Source organism: Microbacterium sp. HSID17254 (genome assembly GCF_003989315.1).
Taxonomy (GTDB): Bacteria; Actinomycetota; Actinomycetes; order Actinomycetales; family Microbacteriaceae; genus Microbacterium.
On the sequence record NZ_RBLT01000024.1, the window covers coordinates 18,016 to 39,010 of the forward strand.

21 protein-coding genes and 1 pseudogene are annotated in these 20,995 nt (G+C 65.0%); 7 read left to right on the top strand and 15 right to left on the bottom strand.

The window, feature by feature from the left end; translation table 11 throughout:
- Positions 1-125 precede the first annotated feature (125 nt).
- From D8M34_RS13025 to D8M34_RS13040, 4 genes are all read left to right on the top strand, one after another.
- Positions 126-446, top strand: coding sequence for an EamA family transporter (locus D8M34_RS13025; RefSeq protein ID WP_238695657.1), 321 nt, complete (start codon positions 126-128; stop codon positions 444-446).
- A 142-nt stretch (positions 447-588) separates the two neighbouring features.
- On the top strand, positions 589-1,701 hold the full coding sequence (locus D8M34_RS13030; RefSeq protein WP_025104220.1) for a tyrosine-type recombinase/integrase: 1,113 nt from the start codon (positions 589-591) through the stop codon (positions 1,699-1,701).
- A 9-nt stretch (positions 1,702-1,710) separates the two neighbouring features.
- The gene (locus D8M34_RS13035) at positions 1,711-2,058 is read left to right on the top strand and encodes a helix-turn-helix domain-containing protein (protein ID WP_231729555.1); all 348 of its coding nucleotides are present in this window, start codon (positions 1,711-1,713) and stop codon (positions 2,056-2,058) included.
- Positions 2,059-3,406: 1,348 nt separating this feature from the next.
- A complete protein-coding gene (locus D8M34_RS13040; protein ID WP_126894221.1) occupies positions 3,407-4,537 on the top strand; it encodes a hypothetical protein in 1,131 nt (376 codons plus the stop codon).
- A gap of 275 nt (positions 4,538-4,812) precedes the next feature.
- Here D8M34_RS13040 and D8M34_RS19415 read toward each other — a convergent pair whose 3' ends face one another.
- Entirely contained in the window at positions 4,813-5,097 is a 285-nt protein-coding gene (locus D8M34_RS19415; RefSeq protein ID WP_025104223.1) for a helix-turn-helix domain-containing protein, read from the bottom strand.
- Between the two features lie 990 nt (positions 5,098-6,087).
- Here D8M34_RS19415 and D8M34_RS13050 point away from each other — a divergent pair.
- Positions 6,088-6,792, top strand: coding sequence for a hypothetical protein (locus tag D8M34_RS13050; protein WP_025104224.1), 705 nt, complete (start codon positions 6,088-6,090; stop codon positions 6,790-6,792).
- A 329-nt stretch (positions 6,793-7,121) separates the two neighbouring features.
- Here the strand turns inward: D8M34_RS13050 and D8M34_RS13055 are convergent, their stop codons facing one another.
- A complete protein-coding gene (locus D8M34_RS13055) occupies positions 7,122-7,481 on the bottom strand; it encodes a hypothetical protein (RefSeq protein ID WP_025105252.1) in 360 nt (119 codons plus the stop codon).
- A gap of 531 nt (positions 7,482-8,012) precedes the next feature.
- On the opposite strand from D8M34_RS13055, the gene D8M34_RS13060 reads away from it, so the two are divergent.
- Positions 8,013-8,345: a hypothetical protein gene (locus D8M34_RS13060; protein ID WP_025105251.1), complete on the top strand. Its 333-nt coding sequence runs from the start codon at positions 8,013-8,015 to the stop codon at positions 8,343-8,345.
- A gap of 7 nt (positions 8,346-8,352) precedes the next feature.
- Here D8M34_RS13060 and D8M34_RS13065 read toward each other — a convergent pair whose 3' ends face one another.
- From D8M34_RS13065 to D8M34_RS13125, 13 genes and pseudogenes are all read right to left on the bottom strand, one after another.
- Positions 8,353-9,309, bottom strand: coding sequence for an ATP-dependent DNA ligase (locus tag D8M34_RS13065; RefSeq protein WP_342343179.1), 957 nt, complete (start codon positions 9,307-9,309; stop codon positions 8,353-8,355).
- Positions 9,310-9,348: 39 nt separating this feature from the next.
- On the bottom strand, positions 9,349-9,576 hold the full coding sequence (locus D8M34_RS13070; RefSeq protein ID WP_025105249.1) for a DUF2188 domain-containing protein: 228 nt from the start codon (positions 9,574-9,576) through the stop codon (positions 9,349-9,351).
- 269 nt (positions 9,577-9,845) lie between these two features.
- Positions 9,846-11,810: a heavy metal translocating P-type ATPase gene (locus D8M34_RS13075; RefSeq protein ID WP_085604976.1), complete on the bottom strand. Its 1,965-nt coding sequence runs from the start codon at positions 11,808-11,810 to the stop codon at positions 9,846-9,848.
- Between the two features lie 86 nt (positions 11,811-11,896).
- Positions 11,897-12,232 carry a Cd(II)/Pb(II)-sensing metalloregulatory transcriptional regulator CmtR gene (gene cmtR, locus D8M34_RS13080; RefSeq protein WP_029989944.1) on the bottom strand — a complete coding sequence of 112 codons (336 nt, stop codon included), beginning with the start codon at positions 12,230-12,232 and terminating at the stop codon, positions 11,897-11,899.
- Between the two features lie 69 nt (positions 12,233-12,301).
- A complete protein-coding gene (lnt, locus tag D8M34_RS13085; protein WP_238695659.1) occupies positions 12,302-13,873 on the bottom strand; it encodes an apolipoprotein N-acyltransferase in 1,572 nt (523 codons plus the stop codon).
- A complete protein-coding gene (locus D8M34_RS13090; protein ID WP_025105246.1) occupies positions 13,857-14,801 on the bottom strand; it encodes a cytochrome c oxidase assembly protein in 945 nt (314 codons plus the stop codon). Before D8M34_RS13090 ends, lnt begins: the two co-directional genes overlap by 17 nt.
- A complete protein-coding gene (locus D8M34_RS13095) occupies positions 14,798-15,145 on the bottom strand; it encodes a DUF6804 family protein (protein WP_025105245.1) in 348 nt (115 codons plus the stop codon). The genes D8M34_RS13090 and D8M34_RS13095 overlap by 4 nt, the downstream gene beginning before the upstream one ends.
- Positions 15,142-15,699, bottom strand: coding sequence for a signal peptidase II (locus D8M34_RS13100; RefSeq protein WP_231729554.1), 558 nt, complete (start codon positions 15,697-15,699; stop codon positions 15,142-15,144). Before D8M34_RS13100 ends, D8M34_RS13095 begins: the two co-directional genes overlap by 4 nt.
- Positions 15,665-16,333: a copper resistance CopC family protein gene (locus D8M34_RS13105; RefSeq protein WP_085604275.1), complete on the bottom strand. Its 669-nt coding sequence runs from the start codon at positions 16,331-16,333 to the stop codon at positions 15,665-15,667. The genes D8M34_RS13100 and D8M34_RS13105 overlap by 35 nt, the downstream gene beginning before the upstream one ends.
- Positions 16,326-17,231, bottom strand: coding sequence for a cation diffusion facilitator family transporter (locus D8M34_RS13110; RefSeq protein ID WP_025105242.1), 906 nt, complete (start codon positions 17,229-17,231; stop codon positions 16,326-16,328). Before D8M34_RS13110 ends, D8M34_RS13105 begins: the two co-directional genes overlap by 8 nt.
- 62 nt (positions 17,232-17,293) lie before the next feature.
- Positions 17,294-17,953, bottom strand: coding sequence for a DsbA family protein (locus D8M34_RS13115; RefSeq protein ID WP_085604272.1), 660 nt, complete (start codon positions 17,951-17,953; stop codon positions 17,294-17,296).
- Between the two features lie 748 nt (positions 17,954-18,701).
- Positions 18,702-19,186: pseudogene (locus D8M34_RS13120) on the bottom strand (N-acetyltransferase family protein).
- A gap of 20 nt (positions 19,187-19,206) precedes the next feature.
- On the bottom strand, positions 19,207-19,554 hold the full coding sequence (locus D8M34_RS13125; RefSeq protein ID WP_025105239.1) for an ArsR/SmtB family transcription factor: 348 nt from the start codon (positions 19,552-19,554) through the stop codon (positions 19,207-19,209).
- A 92-nt stretch (positions 19,555-19,646) separates the two neighbouring features.
- Here D8M34_RS13125 and D8M34_RS13130 point away from each other — a divergent pair, with 92 nt between their 5' ends.
- The gene (locus D8M34_RS13130; RefSeq protein ID WP_085604269.1) at positions 19,647-20,966 is read left to right on the top strand and encodes an FAD-dependent oxidoreductase; all 1,320 of its coding nucleotides are present in this window, start codon (positions 19,647-19,649) and stop codon (positions 20,964-20,966) included.
- The last annotated feature ends 29 nt before the right edge of the window (positions 20,967-20,995 follow it).

Here is a 20,995-nt window from a genome sequence, read left to right on the forward strand (position 1 = left end):
GACCTGCCCGGACAGTGGCTGCTCTTCGACGTTAGCAGTGCCCCGCGGCGACGCTGGCGGGAATGCGACGACGGCTGTCGCTTCCGCGCATCGCCGATGTCGGCGGCCGGTGCCAGGATCGGACGGTGCGACAGGACATCAGGGCATCGGAGCGGCTCGACCCGCAGGGCTCGCCGGCGCGATCGCGCGGCGCCTTGGTCCTGCTCGCGGCAGTGGTGACGGTGGTGCTCTGGGCCTCGGCCTTCATCGGGATCCGTGGCGCGGGGCCGCACTACGACCCCGGGGCCTTGGCGCTGCTGCGCATGGCCGTGGGCACCCTCGTGCTGACGATCATCGCGCTGCGGCACGGCATCCGGCTCCCGGAGCGCCGCCACTGGCTGCTGATCGCCGCGTGGGGTGTCGGATGGTTCTGCATCTACAACCTGGAGCGAGCGAAGTTCCTTTAAAAGAAAGAAATTCCGGCGCTTCGAGGTGCATCCAGCCTACATCTTTGCACTGTGAGCCACGTCCCGAACCGCGTCGGATGGACACTCCTTGCGAAAATCTTCCGCTTAACGCATGATTGAACCGTTAAACGGAAGGAGTCTCATGGCCGCGAACGAGTTGCCCCCCGGTTCAGCGAAGCTGCACCTGACCCCCGGGGTGGAGTTTCTACACGAGCGGGAGACAGTTTTCGCGGGCATGGTCGCGGGGTGGGGGGCTCAGATGCGTGGCGGCCGCGGCCTCCGGAAGGCGTTCGTAGCTCGCAGCCAGTCGCAGGTGTGCGCGTTTCAAGAGTTCGTAGACGAGTGGCCTTGGAACTGGTCGTCGCGGATGTTCGACGAGTGGGCGTCGGAACTGGAAGCGCGGGGGCTAGCGTTGTCCACGCGCCGCAACTATCAATACTCGATCCGTGGTTTCTGCGAGTACTTGTTGTCGCCTCACTACGCGTGGGTCGAGGAGTGCGAGGACCGATTTGGCACGCACCCGGTCCAGATCGTGCACGAAGAGAACTCCATTCGGCACACTCCGGGAGTGGATGGCGACCCCAGGCGTCGTGGACTCTCGTCGGATGAGTTACAGCTGCTTTTTGACCGAGCGGATCGGGAAGTAGACATTCGACTAACAGAGAAGAGGAAGGGCGCCACGCTCGCATACCGAGACGCCACTCTCTTTAAAGTGATATTCGCATGGGGATTGAGGGCAAATGAGGCATGCCACCTCGAGATCACCGACCTATTCCGATCCCCGAGACAACCGCAGTTCGGCAACATCGGCGTTGTCCAAGTTCGGATGGGCAAAGGTTCCCAGGGGAGCGGTCCGAAGAGTCGCACAGTCGCGACCCTCTACGAGTGGGCTGTCGAGGCGTTACAGGACTACCTCAGCGAGGTGCGGCCGCTCCTCGCGAAGCCGGGGATCTCCGGTAACACCATATTCCTCACCGAGAGAGGCACCCGAATGAAGCCGCGTGACATCGCTGACCGCTTCGCGTTCTATCGGGACGAGCTGTCCCTCGACCCCTCGCTGACCCCCCACTCGCTCCGTCACTCCTATGCCACAGGCCTCGCGCTGCAGAAGGTCGACGCAAAGTTCATCCAGGAACAACTCGGCCATACCTACGCGTCCACGACCGCGATCTACACGCACCTCGCATCGGATTTTATGAACAGCATGATGCGAGACGCGATTCGAAAGGTCACAGGAGAGCCTGAACACGGTTAAATCGTGAGAGTGATCGAGTACGAGTGGTGCCTACGTGACCTGATGAACTCCGCGCGCCTTTTCAAAGCGGCCGACATCCAGAGGGCGCTCAAGTCTCGGGACGTCGACATGTCCTACAGCCAGGTCTACCGACTCGTCACTGAGAAGCCCGACCGGCTCAACCTCCACGTGCTCGTCGCTCTCATGGACATCTTGAAGTGCAGCGCGGACGACCTCATCCGCCCAGTCGCCGCCAACACCCCTTCCGTACGCACGGGAACCGCCCTCAACGCCGATGTCCCCGGCGGGTCGTCGGCCTTGAGAGCCAGCGGCGCGCGGCCCAAACGAGCCCAAATCCTCCCAGATGCACCCACTTGATGAACTTGTCCAAAAAGTCATAGCAATCCTTACGCCCGACGCCGAGCCGAGCTTCACAGACGCAGTGGCGGCAGCCACTACTGCGGTGTTGACCAGCACCTCACAGGCGCGCCGCCTGCTCGCTGCATTGACGGATGATCCCTCTATGCCCATCCGCGGTGATGTTCGCATGCCACGCGCGCTACACAGAATCGTGTGGGAAGCGGACCCGTCGCAGCAACACTTTCGCCTGCCCGCCTGCGAGAGATGCTCTGCTACGCCCAAGCGCTCGCTCGTTAGCGTTGCGTCGGCGCGGATGTGTCCTTCCTGTGCCCAGACGCTTACGCGCACGACTCTCGACTGTGCGGAGTGCGGCAACAGCGTCCGCAACGCGCGGCGTTCGGGCGAATTGGCGTACTGCCGACCCTGCTGGCGCAGTCTCTGCGACAGACGCACCAGGATCGCGGTCACCGCGACGGAAACTGCCGGACTCACTGTGACCGCTTCGGAGGTCGAACGAGCACTGGAGGCGGCGTCTCCGAACGTCGCCAAACAGCTTCAGGTAGCACTCGAACTCGCATCCGACCCAATAGCCCTGCTGAGCAACCCGGCCAGCGGCACCCCCGCTCTCGGTCGCCTGTACCTCGAGCTGCGAGAACACTCTCCTGACCTACCTCCCGTCCTATGCGCAGTGTGCCGGACGGAAAAGCCACTCCCGAACCGAACGAGTCAGGGCCGAACCTGCACACCGTGCGCCACGAAGGCACGGGCGCAGAGCTGCAGCAAATGCAAGAAGATTGCCCCGGTCTCTTCCAGACTCCCGGACGGCTCACCGCTATGTCAGACCTGTGCTCGTACGCTGCCGGATAGGCTACGCACGTGCAGTTCCTGTCACAAACTACGCCCGGTAGCTTCATGGCGCGACAAGGAGCCACTCTGCTCATCGTGCCGTCTCGCCGCCGCAGTGGACACCTGCACCAGGTGCGGCCTAATAGGAGAATGCCGATTCGCAGGCACATCGCGCGCTGTCTGCGAGAAGTGCCGTCGTAAGGTCGTGCGATGCTTCAGCTGCGGGGCCATGCGCCGAGTACACGCCCGAGACGATCTCGGCAACCCGCTCTGCGCCACGTGTCGACGTAAACCCGGCCATCAATGCGCAGGCTGCGGCAACATCCGTCCTGTCATAGCCCGAGTCGACGGGGCGCCATATTGTGACCACTGTTGGCGCCATCACCCGGCGAGTTTCAATGACTGTGCCGTGTGTGGCGAGCGTGGACGAGTTCGGCGGTCCGGACTGTGCGACCGATGCACGATCAGGAACATCATTGCGTCCCTGTTCTCCTCGCAAGCGCTTTCACTCCACCCTGAGATGACGGCAGTTCGCGACGGGTTGTTGGCGCATTCCGCGGGCAAGGACCTCCATGTCTTCCTCAGCACGAAATCGTTTCGAATACTAGAGACGCTGCTCTCGGCCGATACCCCCATCACGCACGAAGCTCTCGACGACATCGGAGTCGATCAGACAACGCGACACGTTCGCTCTCTCCTCGTCGAGTACGGAGTTCTCGAGCCAGTCGATTTCCACCTGAGGAGATTCGAACTGTGGATACCAGACATCGCAGAGAATATCGCTGGCGCAACTGAGAGAACGGCGTTCATTCAATACGCACGATGGAAGCACGTGCGGGAGCTCCAGGCACTGCCTGCACCGATCATGGGGTCGCGGACCACGTCACGCCGACGTGAGCTGTATATCGTCATCGACCTGCTGAGCTGGTTCGATCAACGCAGGATCTCCTTACGCGATATCACTCAGTCGCAACTCGATGAGTGGGCGCTCACGGGAACGGAGCGGCATCGTGTAACGGGATTCTTGAGGTGGGCAAGGCGGAACGGTCTCGCCAGAGAGTTGACGGTTTTCCGAAGGAAGCCCCCCGGCCCCACACCAGGAGGACCAGCAGATGAGGAACGAAAGTCGCTGCTACACCAGATCCTGCACGATGCGTCTCTCGCGCCGGGGACGAAGCTCGCGGGAGCGCTGCTGCTGCTCTACGGAGTCGATCCGTATCGCCTCGTTCGCATCACATTGGATCAGATCGACACTTCGGACGGCTTGGCGCGAATCGACCTCGGCCCGGAGACGCTCTACCTGCCAGAGGAACTCGGGCTCGTTGCGTTGGCAACCCAGGAGGCGAGAGAAGCTCAGCGCTTACAGCACACCGTCGAAGACACCTTCTGGCTATTCCCGGGCACGCGATCGGGGTACCACCTCGCAAACACCACCTTGACCTCGAGGTTGCATCGGGCAGGGCTTTCCGTTGCGAATACCCGCAGGGGCGCTCGCACGTCGCTGGCCGGCCAGCTCCATCCCACTATCCTCGCGGCGCTCACAGGCATACACATTCGCACAGCCGTCAAGTGGTATGAAGCGCTCGCTGTTTCCCGCTCCACGTACGTTGCGGCGTTGCTCGAAGACGGCCGGTTGTCCCCGACCACCTAGAGCGTGTCTGACACATCGATCGGTGACTCATTGAGAGCCTGCGAGGGTGTCGCGGTTGCAGGTGCCCTCGAATGCGCAGGGCATTCCGAACGCCAGGTCAGAGAAAGCAGGATTCCGGAGGTTGGTGGATACTGCGGACTCTGCCGGACGTGGGCGCCGGTCACCCGCACCCCTTCGGTCCACCGGGCGCCCACATCTCCGATCGATCTGAGAGTCCTGCTGGCGCTCTGGAAGCTCAGCAGAGGGCCAGGTCACCGTCTCCCGACAGCAGCGGCTCAACGACTGCGAAGGTCGGGAAAAGGGTGCGGAAGCAGCGTGTCGATCGACACTTCGAATACCTGCGAGATCGCGATGATAGAACGCAACGCCGGGTTCATCGGCTCGCCTCGCCTCGACTCACCGCTCTCGTACTGCCGATAGATGAAACGGCTGAGGTTCGCGCGTGAAGCCACCTCTTCCTGGCTCAATCCAGCTTCTTGCCGAAGCTGGCGGAGGCGCACGCCGAGGCTCTGTGCGAACACAGCCCATTCGACGTCGCTCGTCCGCCTGCGCCCAGTCACGTCTCTAGCGTTTCCGGGATTGCTTACCGGTATGGGCTTACAGGTATGCCATAATTTTGGTGGCCATACGAAACAATCGACTTCTGCCGGATCCTCTCCACTCTGCACGTGTGCTGCCCGCCCTTCGGACACCGCGGTCGCACCGCAGGGCAGGCCCGTCGCGTGCGACCGCGATTGTGAGGGTGATCGTGGCACAAACGGCATGGTCGGCTTGGTGGCGAACCACAAAGCACCCCCCGCCCGCAGCCTGGAGCTACGCCTTCGAGGAGCTCACAAGCGACGACACAGCTGACGAATGGGCGCTGGCCGCCGCGATCTTCATAGCCCAGTATCGGCGTCGCCACTCGCAGGGACCTACGTTTCGGGAGCTTTTCGAACACTTGCTCCCCGAGTCGGGCGGAATACCGTCTCGTCTTCCGACGGATTGGGACGCTTCGGATCGCCGACGCGCAGCCAATGATCTCCGTCGGCATGTAGCCATCGAATGGCGTCGTCGTGGCTATATCGGGTACGACAAGCAAGTGGCGCGGAGTCTGAGAGTAGGTCCGCGCTTCCGCGCGCAGTCTCGAGCGCGGAACACCCGAGCGCGCGAAAGCAGCCATGAGCGCCCCGGGGAGTCCTTGGCGAACCGCGTTGAGTCGGAGGACTCGCTGAGTGCGGACGCCGCGCACGTGCTGCTGCGTGTGACTCCGACTGTCTTGCGACGGCTCACCCGCCGTGGCTACCTGCATGCTGTGGGATGCGGCTCGCAATTGCGGTACCCGTCCTGGCAGTTCGCCGGGCGCCCGAAATTCAAAGTTGTGCCGGGAGCCTCAACCGTTGTTCCCGCCATCCCAAAGCACTGGGCAACAGTGACGATCAACTCGTTCATGACGACCCCGAACCGGCACCTTGAGGGAGACGGCGGCTTAGTTTCCCCGGTCGATTGGTTGATGCGCGGAAACGATCCGCGCCGCGTCGCCGACGCGCTTGAGGCATCGGAGGTGTCCAGTGCCCGGCGCGCCGCAAGACCCTGAGGGAGGTTCCCTCTCATATCAAGACAGCAGTCGCGATCGCGACAACGGCCAGGACCACCGCCAGGACCAGGACCAGGACCAGGAGGGGATCGAAGCAGTTCTCGAATCGTTCACGCGCCTTGTGCAGGCCGCGGCGGAAGCTGGGCGCGATTGGAAGCTCGTCGACGCACTGCTCCACACGATGGTGGACCTCGTACTCGAGACCTCAGGCGATCTGTTCGCGCCGCCTGAAACGTCCGTCGCCGAGGCGCTCACCGACAGTGAGTCAGCGGCAGCCCAGACCATAGCGCCCGGTAGGTCGAACCGCCGGCTTCGCGTCGAATACCGGCTTCGGCTCGAAGCCGTCATCGATTCCTGGAGCGATGACGAAACAGCCGACTTCCTGATGATCGGCCTGCGCCAGGTCCGACGGCGCGCGCAGCAGGGCTCCCTCTACTACTTCCTCGTGAACCGTAAACGTCGATATCCGGTGTGGCAGTTCGACAGATTCTGCACGGTTGTCGAGGGCATCGCAGTGGTAGGACAGGCATTCCCAAAGTCCTGGCCGGCTGACCGTGTCTATGCATTCATGACGGACCCGTCCCTCGAACTCAGGCACCTAACTCCAGCACAGTGGTTGCTCGGCCACCGCGACCCTCACCGGGTTGCGGCAGTCATCGCCTCAATTGCAGACAGGTGACTTGAGGTGGCCTGGGCCGAACATCGACTCAGATTGCGACGACCGCCAAAGCGATGACGAGATCGTTCGTGGGCAGTGCCCCCGGGGTCGCGGGCTCGCTATCAATTCTCAGAGGACAGCAATGAACAATGACTCGTCTTTGGATCCACAAGCGCGACGAGTGCTGGCTGCGATCGAGGTTGGGCACCAGCTCGGAGGTCATCGACTGGCCCGCGAGGAGGTCGATCGCGTTCGGCGAATACTAGCTGGGAACCTGTCGCCAGAAGCAGCTCGAGTCGAAATGCGGGCGGCACTTCGAGCGCTAGTCGACAACGACCGATCGCAGCCGCCTACCCCGTGAATGAATCGTCCGCCAGCGCCTGAGCAGCACCGATGACTTCATCGAATCGGCCGTCACGGATCGCAGTGATCGCAGTGTCCTCATTATGAAGAAACGGATTGGCGCCGACAAACCACAGCCGGGCCACCTGGTCACCTTCGGCGCCGCTAACCGTGCGCCAGACCGCGTCGGCGCACTCGAGGCGCCGGAGTGCGTCCTGGCTAGGACGGTTCCCACCTTCCTCGCTCCAACTGAGCGCAGCTCGCGTGTCTCTGGAACCTGCCAGCGTTGAAACGAGAGTCGGACCGAGGGCGGCGGTGAGACGACGAGTGAGATCGACAGTGTCCGACGAGACCATGAACGCGATCATACTTTTCTCTCGCGCTACCCTCCCCGACTTTCGAGCACCCTTATCGGAGATCGGGGGCGCTTTGACGGAGGACCACTTCGACCGCTTCACTCACGGCGAGCGATCCATCCCTTCAGAGCGCGGCCTGAGCAGCCTTGTACCCACCACTCCCGGCTGGGCGCCAACGAACACCACGGAGGGGTGCAGTTCGGCGGCACCGCCTGCAGTTAGTGGACGCGATGTCGCGATTGAAGATCCTGCGCAGCTCGTCCGACTACAGTGACGATTTTCGCACGCCGAACAGAAGAAATCGATCGCCGCCGCGTGTCTTCAGCTCATCGGACGCAACGACGGGCGCGCGATACCGAGACTGCCCGCAAGCGGCAGAGCGCGCGAGCCGCGGAAGCCACGGCTTGCACCGCCCGCGACGCCGAAGCCACCCGGGTTGCACGTGACGCTGCCAAGCGTCAGAGGACACGTTATCGCGGGATGGACCGATAGGGCCGGCTAACCGAAACCCCGAACGTCCGCTGCTGACGCCACGATGTAGCGGTGGGAACGAACAAGCGCTACCCGCATCTGCCGGCGCAGAGGGGCGAACAGCGAGAGCTGCGCGAGGCTCGCAAGCGCGGGCCGTTGCGTACCCTCGACGCACTCCAGCTGCGGTTGCACGGGCAGCCTCTCACGATCGTTCCCGAGCAAACGCGCCTATGGGGTCACGCGTGGCTGCAGTTCGGGGATACGAACGTGCGCTGCGTCGTGCAGGTGAAGCGCTGGACCGCGGATGCCGTGGGCGTCGAGGTGACGATCGACGATGAGACGCTGCGGTGCTGGATATGGCAGGGAGCGTGCCAGCGCATTTCGGCGCCGACCGACGTCTGGTGACCCTGGATCAGCGGGAGGGCTCGACCTCCGCGACGGGGATCTCCGGCCGGGCGCGGACGAACCGCACGACATGGCGGAAGGACTGGCCCGCCATCGCCACGTCCGCTGAGATCTCGACGACCAGCGGCTGCACGAGCGTCAGTCGTACCGGCTCTCGTCCTGATCGGTTGAAACGGCTCAGGGCTCCCGGCTTCACCTCCTGCGGCCACGGGTGAGATGCCGCAGGCTCCTGCAGCAGTCGGCCCAGTTTCCGCGCCGTGTTCGCCGCCAGGCGTGCCGAGCGGCCCACGATCCGCAGCTCGCCGTCTATCGGCAGCCCGACCACGAGTTCTTCGGGACGCTCGCGCGATCCGATCACGGCGGCACAGATGACGTCCAGCGTGTCATGGTGTTTCACCTTCACCCACGTTCGATCGCCGCCGACGTAGGGCTGTGCCCCGCCCTTGACGACGAGCCCTTCAATCCCCGACGCCACGAGCGCACGGAACCACCGTGCGGCTTCCGCAGCATCCGCGGTGACAGGAGAGAGGTTCAGCGGCGGAGACCACTCCCGCGCCAACTCTTCGAGCAACGTGCGCCGATCGTCCAGGCGTAGATCGCGTGCGTCACGATCCGCGATCGCGAGAATGTCGAAGGCCACATACGATGCCGGCTGTGCGCGGGAGAGCTTTGCGACGGTGCTGGAGCTGCCGTTCGTGCGGCGCAGCAGCGCATCGAAGTCCAGGCGGTCGTCCGACCACACCACGGCCTCACCATCGAGGATGACACCGTTGGGAAGCTGCGCGGCCGCCGCTACCAGTTCGGGAAAGGCGCGGGTGAGGTTCTTACCCTGTCTCGACCACAAAGTGATGTCGTCGTCGACCACGAGCAGCAGCCGAAATCCATCCCACTTCGGTTCATACCTCGCCCCGCCGGGCAGCGCATCCGCGGCCGGGACCGTTTCCACCGGCCGGGCCAACGCCACGCCTAGCGGCGGACGCAGCCCGGCCGGCAGGGGCACAGCTCAGCCCTTCACGTCTCGCGGGTCGTTGCCGTAGCTGTTGCGCTCCGCAATCTGCCCGTTCTCGTTCTTGATGATGTGCTCAACCTTACGTTCCCTCGCGAGGTCACGCCCCGCGGCCACGGCATCCTTTTTCGTCTGATGCGGGCCGCCTGTGGTCGAGCTGTCGCCGGTCACGCGGTTGTGCCATGCGCCGTCCTCGTGGAAGGTCTCAACGTCTCCGGTAGGCATGTTGCTCCTTTCGTCGTGAGCTTCATCGTCGGCCCGTCGCTCGATAGAGGGACAGCCCCTTGCGGGAAACTCGGCCGACTATGTAGCTGGCGAATCGATCCGCTTCCGGTGCTACCGCCCCGCTTCGAAGCGTTCGCGGTCTCTCGCTTCGCGCAGCAGGGTGGCTCGCCCACTGATGGGTCGCCGACGGGTGACTTGTTCAGCCTCGAAGAGCCGCCTGAATGGCTATCTCCAGATCGGTGGCGCGGTTGTCGTCGAGGTCGGGTGGGTCAGACGCGGACGGATTCGGGCGTTGCTGCAAGGGCGCGCAGGGCTGCAGGGCGCCGCGCAGCACGAACGCCGTTGAGGATCACGAACACTTCTGCGATCTCGTGCACGAGGACCACGCCGGCTAGCCCGAGCACACCGAAGAGCGCGAGTGGGAAGAGGACGACGATGATCGCGAGGGCGAGCACGATGTTCGCGGTCATGATGCGGCGGCCGCGACGGGCGTGGGCGAGGGCGCCAGGGATCAGTCGCAGGTCGTTCCTGGTGAAGGCGACGTCGGCGGACTCGATCGCCGCAGCCGACCCCTTCAATCCCATGGCGATCCCGACGGTCGCGGTCGCAAGGGCGGGGGCATCGTTGATGCCGTCACCGACCATGGCCGTTGGGCGCCCGGCTGCGAGTTGTTCGATGACCGCGGCCTTGTCCGGGGGCAGCTGCTCTGCGCGGACGTCGGTGATGCCCGCCTGCGCGGCGATCGCACGGGCGGTGCGCTGGTTGTCGCCGGTAATCATTGTGATCCTGATCCCGGCATCCTGCAGGAGCCGTAAGGTCTCTGCGGATTCGGGGCGCAGCTCGTCACGGATGCCGATGAGACCCGCGATTGTGCCGTCCGCTTCAACGACGACCACGGTCATGCCGTCTTCGGCCATCTCGTCAGCGGCCGTGGCGACTACGCCGGGGGCGAGCCAGCGGACGTTGCCGACGCGGACCAGGGTGCCGTCGACGCGGCCGGTGATGCCGTGGCCGGCGTCTTCGACCACGTCCACGGCCGCAGCTGAACTGGGTGCGGCCGCGGTGATCGCGGCAGCGAGAGGGTGGCTGCTTGTCGCTTCGACTGCTCCCGCCCAGGTCAGCAGCTCGTCGCGTGAGATGCCGCCTGCGGGGCGCACGTCGACAACGGTCGGTTCGTTGCGTGTGAGGGTGCCGGTCTTGTCCAGCGCGACTGCCTGGATGGTGCCGAGCTGCTCGAACGCCTCCCCGGACTTGATCACGACGCCGAACTTCGACGCGGAACCGATAGCGCTGATCACCGTGACCGGCACCGCGATCGCAAGAGCACAGGGAGACGCCGCGACCAGAACAACGAGTGCACGCTCGATCCACGTCGACGGATCTCCCACGACGAACCCGAACACGGCGACGAGGGCCGCTGCGATCAGCACCACGGGCACGAGAGGGCGGGCGATCCGGTCAGCAAGCCGTGCGCGGTCGCCCTTTCGTGCGTGGGCCTGCTCCACGAGGGACACGATCTGAGTGAGCGAGTTGTCGCGCCCATCCGCGGTCGCCTCGATCCGCAGCGTCGATGCACCATTCACCGAGCCCGCCGCGACCGCACTGCCGGGGTACACGTCGACAGGGATGGACTCTCCTGTGATCGGCGAGGTGTCCAGGCTTGATCGGCCTTCGACGACAACACCATCGGTGGCGACGCGCTCACCCGCCCCGACGATGAGGATGTCAAGCTCACGGACATCCGTGACCGGGAGCGTCGTGTCACCAGCGAGACGAGAGACACGCACCGTCTCGGGAATCAGGGACAGCAGCGCACGCAGACCCTCTTTCGCCCGATCCATCGCGCGGTCCTCGAGAGCTTCCGCCAGCGAGAACAGGAACGCCAATGTCGCAGCCTCACCGACGTGGCCGAGCAGAACCGCACCGATCGCGGCGATGGTCATCAGCAGCCCGACGCCGAGCCGACCCCGGAGCAGCCGGCGGATCGCACCGGGAACAAACGTATATGCCCCGGCCAGCAGAGCAGCCCACTGCAGAACGAGCGCGGGGATCTCGATACCCGCCCATTCCAGCGCGTAGCCGGCGCTCAGGAACAGGCCAGAGAGTGCGGACGGGAGCAGGGCGATGTCGCGCCACCACGGCGGACGGACCTCGTGTTCATCGTCGCCCGTGCTGTCTTTGGACGGCAGGGCTGGGCCGCAGCACGCGTCGCCTTCCTCGTGAGCCGGGGGCACGGTAGTCTGCACCGGCTCGGGAACACAGCACGCGTCACCGGCGGTATGGGGCTTGCGGGGCTCATCCGGGCCGCAGCACTCCTCACTCACGCGCAGCACTCACACTTCTCGTCCGCACACGGAACGCCCGCGTCGACGGCGACGACCGCTTCCAGCATGTGCCGCAGGCCCACCGCGATATGTGCGTCGGCGATCTCGTAGCGCGTACGACGCCCTTCCGGCGTCGCAACGACCAGACCACACCCCCGCAGACACGTTAGGTGGTTGGAGACATTCGAGCGCGTCAGACCGAGATCACGTGAAAGTTCCGCCGGGTAGCCAGGCGCGTCCAAGAGCGTGAGCAAGATCCGCGAGCGCGACGGATCCGCCATCGCGCGACCTAGACGATTCATCACATCGAGACGAGAAGCAATAGTCAGCACAAGATGACTATACAGCGATAAGTGACCAATTACGCGGTCGCGTTCAATGGGTTTCGTCTGGAATACCGTTCACTTCGATCTAACGTGAGGCGACCGTGAGCGAAGGCGCCGCTCTGCTATCGAGAGCATCAACATCAATACGCTCAGTCCGCCTATCGCGGGACCGATCCAGGGCATCAGGATGACAGCCGGCGTGATCCCCCTGTGCAGTGGAACGCTGCTGACCTTCGCGGCCGCAGTGTCTGCGGGGACGGCGGCGGCGGTTGTTCCGTCGGTGCGGATGACTTGGCTGGTGCCGGTGGTGGAGACGTTCACCACGGTGCGGCCGGTTTCGAGGGCGCGCATGCGGGCGATGGCGAGTTGTTGCAAATTCTCGTCCGTGCCGCGGAAGTCGGCGTTGTTGGTTTGGAACACATAAACCTCCGCACCCTTCACAGCGCTGTCGTGAATGACCCGGTCGTAGATGACGTCGAAGCAGATTGCGAGGCCGACGCGCGAGCCCGCGACACTCATCGCAGGAAGGTTGGTGCCCGGCGTGTATTCCCTTTGAATCATGCCGACGAGGTCTGGGGCGAGGAGCTCGTAGAACCAACGGTCGGGCACGTACTCCCCGAAGGGCACCGGGTTGGCTTTGTCGTACGCCTGTGGGGCGGTGGTTCCGGTCCAGAGTAGAGAGGTGTTGAACGTCAAGCCTTCCCGTGTGGTGGCTGAGTTCACCAGCAGCGGCGACCCGATCGTCTGGGTGAGGGCGTCCAAGCGTTCGGCAGTATCGGCTTCGCGGAGCGGGTCGCTGTCGACCGATCCTTCCGGCCACACCAGGAGGTCGAGGTCCTCACCGATCAGCGATGTAGTGGCGGTCTGCTGTGCATCGAAGATGTCGCCTTCCGATCGGGGATCGAAGTATGCGCTGGGCCCGTTACCCTGCACCCACCCGACGCGTAGATCACCAATGTAGGTGGTCGGGAATGCGGGGACGAGCGCGGCGACGGCGCCGATCAGCGTGAGGGCAACGAGGTGGCTCAGGCGTCGCCGGAGCGCCACGTCCAAGGCTCCAGCGCAGAGGAAGACGATCAGGAACGATAGCCCGGTTGTTCCTAGCCAAGAGGCCGCCTCGGCAAACAGGGTGTCGACCAGAACGACGCCGAGGCGGGCCCACGGGAAGCCGCCGTACGGCCAGGTACCCATTACGGTCTCCCGCAGCACCCAGACTCCCGCCACCCACGCGGGCGCAAGCGCCCACAGTCGTCCGCGACTGTAGCGATATGCCAGCGTGATGAGGGGGCCGCCTGCAGCGAAGAGAAGAGCCTGCAGTCCTGACAGCGCCGCCCAAGGCAAAGGCCCGAGGAAGGTGGACACCCACGAGAGGTGGGTGACGTAGAACGTGGCCCCGTAGGTGAGGGAGATGACGAATGAGGCTGGGAGGGAGCGACCGCGCAGCAGCCACAAGCTGACGGTGACGCTGGCGAACGCCAGAGGCCACCATCCCGTCTCCGGGTAGGCGAGGTCCAGACAGAACCCGGCGACCGCGGCTACAACGACAGCGCCCGGTACTGGGATGGTTCGTTTCGCGGCTGGCCGAGCAACGGAGGACGGTGCCGCCTGAGGAGATCCGTGTGTGGCGGGTTCAGGGTTCCGGATCACGGGCGCTCAGTCTGTTCAGATAGGCGTTGTAGGCGTCGAGATCAGCGTTCCCGTGGGTGTCGACGTAGCGATCGGTGGCGGCCGCGGAGGCGCTGTCCTCCCGGAACCAGCGGTGCATGACGTACAGCAGCATCAACACGGTTGGAGCTTCCCCGTACGACCACGCCAGCCCACCGGCAAGCCGCTGATCCTCGAGCGGATCCAGGCCCAGGGCCAGGGTGGGAGTGACGAAAGACGCGACGAGGATTGTGCTCCCCATCATGAGGAACACGCCGAAGAACGCGTGGAGGGCGGCCTCGGCGAACACGTCGAGAGCGCGGGCGCCGTGTCCCAATCGGACCGGTAACGGGTCGGAGGAAAGCACGGGAATGGTGAACAGCACACCGGCGGCGAGGAATACCAGTTCTAGGATGAGATGCCCTCCGGGTTGGGTGAGGATCCCGTCAGCCGCGTTCGCCAGGTAGAGGCCGTAGAACGCGAACAGATACAGCGGGATGATGCACCAGGGACTCAGCACCCAGCCGACGACGCGACTCCGCAAACCGCGATGCGTGAAATGCAGAACGTGTCGTCCGAGACCGTGGTGTGGTGTGGCACGAAGAAGCAGCGTCCCCGGGGAGCCGAGCACCAGCAGTGGGGGCACGGTCATCATGAGGGTGAGCTGCTGGAACATGAACACCGACACCAGGGCATAGCCGTACGCCTCCACCCCGAGACCGGTCACCGCGGCGAGCAGCGCGCAGCCGGTGAGGAAACTGACGGCGCGCCACACAGGCCAGCGGCGTCGCATCCTGCACAGCCGAACTGCCCCGGCCAGATACAGCACCGCGAGCACAGCCGCGAGCACCGGAAGCAGCGGAAACGGTCCAGGGCGGAACGCGACCAACGCCCCGAGCGTAGGGGGCTCGACGGGTAGCCAGTCGGTCATCGTAGGGGATCTTGCCGGACCACCCTGATCGTGCCACCTGCGACCAGGAACACCACGGCTGCGGCCGGTTGCGCCATGGCCCAGATGTCGCCGGAGAACGGGAATGGCATGACCGGGTTCCAGAGCACAGCGATCGCGGCGAATACCGGCACCCACCACCAGTGCCGCGCCTGGATAGCGAACCATCCCACGATCAGGGCGAGGATGGATGCGACGAACAACACCAGGGGTGCCCAGTTCGCCCGGATGAGGGCTGGGGCCAGGAAGAGGATGGCTGCGGCGATCAGCCCGGGCGCGAGAGCGTTTCGCTGATAGGGGGATGCGGGTTTCTGCGTCGCATTCATAGTGATGTCGTCTCTTGTGCCAGATGATTGGCTGGTTTCGGCGGATCGGGGTGGCGGGGTTCTCGGCTGCGCCACGCGGCGCTCAGAAGGAGGAGGGCCCCGACCCCCAGCGCGATGTCGGCGATGTTGCCGATGAAGAGATCCCCGTAGGCGAGGAAGTCCGTGACGTGCCCCACCCCGAAACTGGGTGGGGAAAACAAGCGGTCGATGAGGTTGCCGAGTGCTCCGCCCACGAGGAAACCGAACCCGATCGCAGCGAGAGTGGTCCCTGCGCGGGCAGCAGCGATACCCAGGATCACCGTGACGGCGATACCGAAGACAGTCAGCAGACCGGTGGCGGAGGCGCCGAAGGACAGGGTGGCGCCAGGGTTGAACGCGAGTTGCAGACCAAGGAGATCCCCGAGGAGCGGGATTCTCTCGCGTTGGCTCAGCTCGCTGAGTGCCATGCTTTTCGTGGCCTGGTCGATGAAGACGACGATCGCGGCGACGATGGCCGCGAGAGCGGACCGCCGCAGACGCTCACTCTTCACCGGCCCCAGCTTCCCCTTCTGCACGGTCGCGTCGCCGACGGGCGCGACCGGCGAGGATCACCCCGGCCGCGCTCACGCCCAGGACCAGAATGAGCGAGGAGACGAACATCAACGGCAGCAACAGCCCGTCGCCCATCGCTGCGCCGCCCGACGCTGTGCCTCCGTACTCCGCGGGTGAAGTGCTCGGTTCCGGTGTCGCACTCGAGCTGGGCTGGGCACTCTGCTCCGGGGTGGGGATGGCTGGTGAGGTCGCGGCGGGAGGGGTGCTGGCCGTAACCGAGTACGAGTACTCGCCGCTGGTGGGGTGACCGTCGCTGGAGACCACCTTCCACCGGACGGTAAACAACCCGCCGCCGGCATCCGGGGACAGATGCTGGGTGACGGCGGTGCCACTGACCGCGGGCGCATCGACCGCCACATTGGTTCCCTGGTCGTTGAGAACCTCGATATCTGTTGCACCCTCTAGATTGGTCAGCTCCGCGCTGAAGGTCAGAGTGATCTCGTCCGGCGAGTTCGGGATAGTGCCGCCAGCCTCGGGGTAGGAGGAGACCAACCCGTCGTGAGCGGCGGCCGGGGAGGCGAGGCCGAGGACACTGATGGCGGCGATGACGAGCCCCGCCAGGGCGATTCGGCGGGTGCGGGAAGCGTTGTTACGCATGGGTGAAGTGTTCTCCAGTGTGCGATTCGGGTTCGATTTGGAAAGTGGAGTGTTCGACACTCACCGGGAAATGCTCGGCCACACACTCCTGCAGCGATCGCAACAAGGCCGCGTAGGCGTCCATGGTCACGGTGTCATCAATGACGATGTGAGCGCTCAGCGTCGGGAGGTCGGTAGACACCTGACTGGCGTGCAGGTCGTGGACGGCGACCACATGGGGAAGCTCAACAATGTGTCGGCGTACCTCGTCCAGGTCCAGGCCGCGAGGAGTGGATTCGAGGAGCATGCGCCCGGAGGCGCGCAACAGGACGACAGTGCGCGGGATGATCAGTATCGCGATGACGACCCCGGCGACTGCGTCCGCCTGATACCAGCCGAGAGCGGCGATCAGGATGGCGCTCACGATAACGGCGACGGAGCCGAGCGCGTCGTTGGCGACCTCGAGGAACGCAGCCCGCATGTTGAGGTTCAGCCCGCGTCCACCCATCAGGACGAGCAGAGACGCGATATTGGCCACGAGCCCCACGATTCCGAAGAACAACAGGCTTCCCGATGCGATATCGGGAGGCTCGAACAGTCGGCGAATTCCCTCGACCAGGGCAAACAAGCCCACACCCAACAGCAAGGTCGCCTGCGCGAGAGCGCCAAGGACCTCGGCGCGTCGCAACCCAAACGTATAACGGGGAGTGGGTGCCCTGTTCATCAGATGCGCAGCCGTCACAGCCAACGCCAGGCCGATCACATCGGTGAGCATGTGCGCCGCGTCCACCAGAAGCGCGAGACTGCCAGTCAGGACCGAACCGACTACCTCGATGAGAAAAACAGACAGTGTGATCGAAAAGGCGACCACCAGCCGCTTACGGGACGTTCCCGACGCGTGGCTATGACCTGCACCCATGATCATTCTTCCTTTCGGCGACTAAATGTGGCCCGCGAAACTGCGGGTCTCCAGCGGCGGCTTCACCGCTTGCCGTTCACGGCGGAATCGATGCGGTCTCCCAAGTCCGTCCACGCCTCTAGCGTGACCGGCTCCCCATCGATGAAGAATGAGGGGGTGCTGCTGACGCCGAGCGCCTCGCCCTCGGCGAAATCAAACTGCACCCGCTCCGCCGTCGCCGGGTCCGCTACGGCCTCGTCGTACGCCGCCGTATCCAGGCCCATCTCCTCCGCGAATCCGCGGAACAGGTCAGCTCGGGACTCCTGCGCCTCGCCCCACTGCGCCTGCGTCGAGAACAACCGGTGATACATCTCCTCCAGCTGCCCCTGCTGTGCGGCCGCCTCCGCAGCGATAGCCGCATTCTTCGAATTGAAGTGACCGGGCAACGGGAAGTAGCGGATGACATACGTGATCTCACCGGCGTACTGCGCCCGGAGATCCTCAACCAGCGGGTAGAACGCGCCACACGCCTCACACTCGAAGTCCAGGAACTCCACCACTGTCACCGCGCCCTCGCCGCCATCATCCAGGACGTGGGAGTTCTCCCTCTGCACCTGCGGACCGCTCTCATCCGTGCCGGCCGATGGAACCCCCTGACTGCTCAGCCCATAAACGACGCCTGCCACAATCAGCAGAACAGCTACGACCGCGGCGACGAGCGTCGCCTTTACCCACGTTTTCATAGACACTCCTTGACACGAATGACTCTCTAAAAGCTCCCGTACGGAATGCCAGGAGCACGCCACCACACAAAGCTGCTGGCGTTCGAAGGAGCGCTCGTCAGGTGCGCGAAAGGGAAAGTTGCGTCAAGGACAGCGATGGGACGTCCGCACGCGCGTCCGCCGGCAGCGGCCTCACCGGGCGGAGCAGGACGGTCGTCTCCCGAGAAGTCGCCCTAGCAACGCGGAACGCTCGGCCCACGATGAACAGAATCACGCAGCAGAGCACGCCGATCAAGCAACCAACGCCACCGACTGTCGCTGCGTCCGTGAACTGGGCTGCAAACCCGTCACCGGAAGGCGGGTCGCCAACCTGCTCCGAGGCTGGAGCATCAGCAGCTAAAGCAGCCAGCATCACCGACACGTGCTCGGAGCTGTCCGGCGCATCCAGGTGGCTTCCGCCGAGCCAGGCCCCCGCAGTCAAGAGCACGGCTAGGCCGACCGCAGTAATGATCCTCGTTATCAGCCGCTCCCTGCTCGCCGGCCTGTACGGGCGCGCGCGGAGAGGGCGGATCATGTCAAAACGACTGTATCAGCGAAGACGGAACACCGGATCGCTGAGCCATAAGCCATTCGGTCGGGACGCCCCGGCCGAAAACAATCGTTCGCGGGACGTACGTACGGCGCCTCATCGCGGCGTGCTGTAAACGGCTCCCGTATTGAAACCAAGGTTGCGGGACAGGCTGTTTCGGCCCGGATTTTCGGCACGCGGTCAGCGAGGGTGGCGCCGCTTGACGAGGATCGTGTCGCGCCACTGTCCAGTCCAGGGGCCGTAGGTCATGAGAGCGATGCGTTCCCGGTGTCCCACGCCGCGGAAGCCGGCGCGGTCGTGGAGGGCGAGGCTGGCGGGGTTCTCGGGGAAGATGCTGGACTGCATGGTCCAGATGCCGGCGCTGTCGGCGGCTTGGAGGAAGGCGTCGAGGAGTGCGGCGCCGACGCCGTGCCCGCGAGCCTCGTGCGCGACATAGACCGAGTGCTCGACAGCGCCGCGGTACACCTCGCGAGATGACACGGGTGAGGCGGCGACCCTTCCGAGGATCGAACCGGCGGTGTCCTCGGCAACGAGCCGCCCGACGGTGAGTTTCCCTGAGTCGAAGGCTGGCCCCACGTTGGCGGGTCTGTCTCGAACGTTGCGTTGCCGGTGGCGATGCCTTCTCGGTAGATGGATTCCACCGCTGCCCAGTCGGCGGTGGTCATCGACCGGATGAGGACGCCGCTCACGGGCTCAGCGCGCGAGAGGCCTGTTCGAGGGGGTCGGTAACGACGCGGTAGTAGGCCCAGCGGCCGCGCTGTTCGCGGGTGGCGAGGCCCGCATCGACGAGCAGTTTCATGTGGTGGGAGACGGTCGGCTGGGATAGTCCGACGGGCTCGGTGAGGTCGCAGATGCATGCTTCACCGTCGCTGGATGCGGCGATCAGGGAGAGAAGTCTCACGCGCGTGGGGTCACCCAGAGCCTTGAACGTGCGCGCTATCCGCTCGGCCTCGTCGGGCGTCAGCACCCCGCCGGTGACGGGCGAGCAGCACGCCGCCGCGTCGGTCGGGAGGAGTGGGAGCGTCGTGGGCATGGAACGATTCTGGCACGTCACATTGACATTCGTCGATACATCGAGGATTCTCGATCAATCGAGTTCTGTCGATGCGTTGAGGAGCGAGTGTGATGGAGAGCGCGTTGCCTGTCGTGGTGATCGGTGCCGGCCCGCAGGGGCTCGCGGCTGCCGCCCACCTGGTCGAGCGAGACCTGCCGGTCGTTGTATTGGAGGCTGGGGCTGGCCCGGCATCGGCGGTTGCCGAGTGGGGGCATGTGCGCTTGTTCTCGGAGTGGCCGGAGTTGATCGACACGGCCGGGGCGCGGATTCTCGAGCCCACCGGATGGGCAGCGCCTACGACGGGGTATCCGACCGGTGCGCAGTGGATCAGCGGCTATCTCGCGCCGCTTGCTGCTGAGCTGGGCGATCGCGTTCGGTACGGCTCTCGGGTTGTCGGGGTGTCCCGTCTGGGTCGTGACCGTCTCGTTGACGCGGGCCGCGGCGATCAGCCTTTCACCGTGCACGTGCAGCCGAGTGAGGGGGAGGAGTATCGGTTGCAGGCGCGCGCGGTGATCGACGCTTCGGGCACGTGGTCCTCGCCCAACCCCGCGGGCGCGGACGGTCTGCCCGCGCTGGGAGAGCGGGCTGCGGCCGGGTTGCTGTCGTATTGCATCCCCGACTTCCGGGACCGTGAGAGGTTCGAGGGGAAGCACACGGTCGTCATCGGTTCCGGGCACTCGGCGGTGACGGCGGTCCTCGCGCTGGCCCGCATGGCGCGCCGCGACCCGACCACCACAGTGACGTGGGCGCTGCGCCGCGCCACCGCCGGGAACGCCTTCGGGGGTGGTGAGGCCGACGAGCTGCCGGCACGTGGGGCGCTGGGGATCAAGGCGAAGGAGTTCGTCGACGCTGGGCTGGTGTCGCTCGTGACCAGGTTCCGCGTCGAGCGCGTCACGACGGAGGAGGGCCGGCCGGTCCTCGTCGCAGAGGATGGCCGCACACTCAGCGCCGATCGCGTCGTGGTGCTCACCGGCTTCCGCCCCGATCTGTCGTTCTTGTCGGAGCTGCGGTTGGAACTGGACCCCACGTTGCAGGCGCCCGTGCGGATCGCTGCGGAGGTCGATCCGAACGTGCATTCCTGCGGTTCGGTCGCCGCGACGGGAGCTGCCGACCTTGCCCAGCCGGAGCCTGACTTCTACCTCGTGGGCGCAAAGTCCTACGGGCGGGCACCCACCTTTCTCGCGCTCACCGGGTACGAGCAGGTGCGCAGCGTCGTCGCGGAGCTCGCGGGCGACCACGAGGCCGCTCGACGGGTCGAGCTGGTGCTGCCCGACACGGGGGTATGCGGCGGTGCCGGACTGTTCGATGCTTCCGGGGCATCTCTGGGCGGTGCCTGTTGTGCCCCGCCGGCTCAGGTGCTCCAGATCGGCCGCGCCCCGGCCACCGTCTGACCGGACACATGAGAGGGGCGGATCGCATC

What these genes read in the sequence shown, in the direction of transcription:
- D8M34_RS13030 (WP_025104220.1), top strand. Translation starts at nt 589, where the DNA reads ATGGCCGCGAACGAGTTGCCCCCCGGTTCAGCGAAGCTGCACCTGACC.
- D8M34_RS13040 (WP_126894221.1), top strand. Translation starts at nt 3,407, where the DNA reads ATGACGGCAGTTCGCGACGGGTTGTTGGCGCATTCCGCGGGCAAGGAC.
- D8M34_RS13055 (WP_025105252.1), bottom strand. Translation starts at nt 7,481, where the DNA reads ATGATCGCGTTCATGGTCTCGTCGGACACTGTCGATCTCACTCGTCGT.
- D8M34_RS13070 (WP_025105249.1), bottom strand. Translation starts at nt 9,576, where the DNA reads ATGCCTACCGGAGACGTTGAGACCTTCCACGAGGACGGCGCATGGCAC.
- D8M34_RS13090 (WP_025105246.1), bottom strand. Translation starts at nt 14,801, where the DNA reads ATGACCGACTGGCTACCCGTCGAGCCCCCTACGCTCGGGGCGTTGGTC.
- D8M34_RS13095 (WP_025105245.1), bottom strand. Translation starts at nt 15,145, where the DNA reads ATGAATGCGACGCAGAAACCCGCATCCCCCTATCAGCGAAACGCTCTC.
- D8M34_RS13105 (WP_085604275.1), bottom strand. Translation starts at nt 16,333, where the DNA reads ATGCGTAACAACGCTTCCCGCACCCGCCGAATCGCCCTGGCGGGGCTC.
- D8M34_RS13110 (WP_025105242.1), bottom strand. Translation starts at nt 17,231, where the DNA reads ATGGGTGCAGGTCATAGCCACGCGTCGGGAACGTCCCGTAAGCGGCTG.
- D8M34_RS13115 (WP_085604272.1), bottom strand. Translation starts at nt 17,953, where the DNA reads ATGAAAACGTGGGTAAAGGCGACGCTCGTCGCCGCGGTCGTAGCTGTT.
- D8M34_RS13125 (WP_025105239.1), bottom strand. Translation starts at nt 19,554, where the DNA reads ATGCCCACGACGCTCCCACTCCTCCCGACCGACGCGGCGGCGTGCTGC.
- D8M34_RS13130 (WP_085604269.1), top strand. Translation starts at nt 19,647, where the DNA reads ATGGAGAGCGCGTTGCCTGTCGTGGTGATCGGTGCCGGCCCGCAGGGG.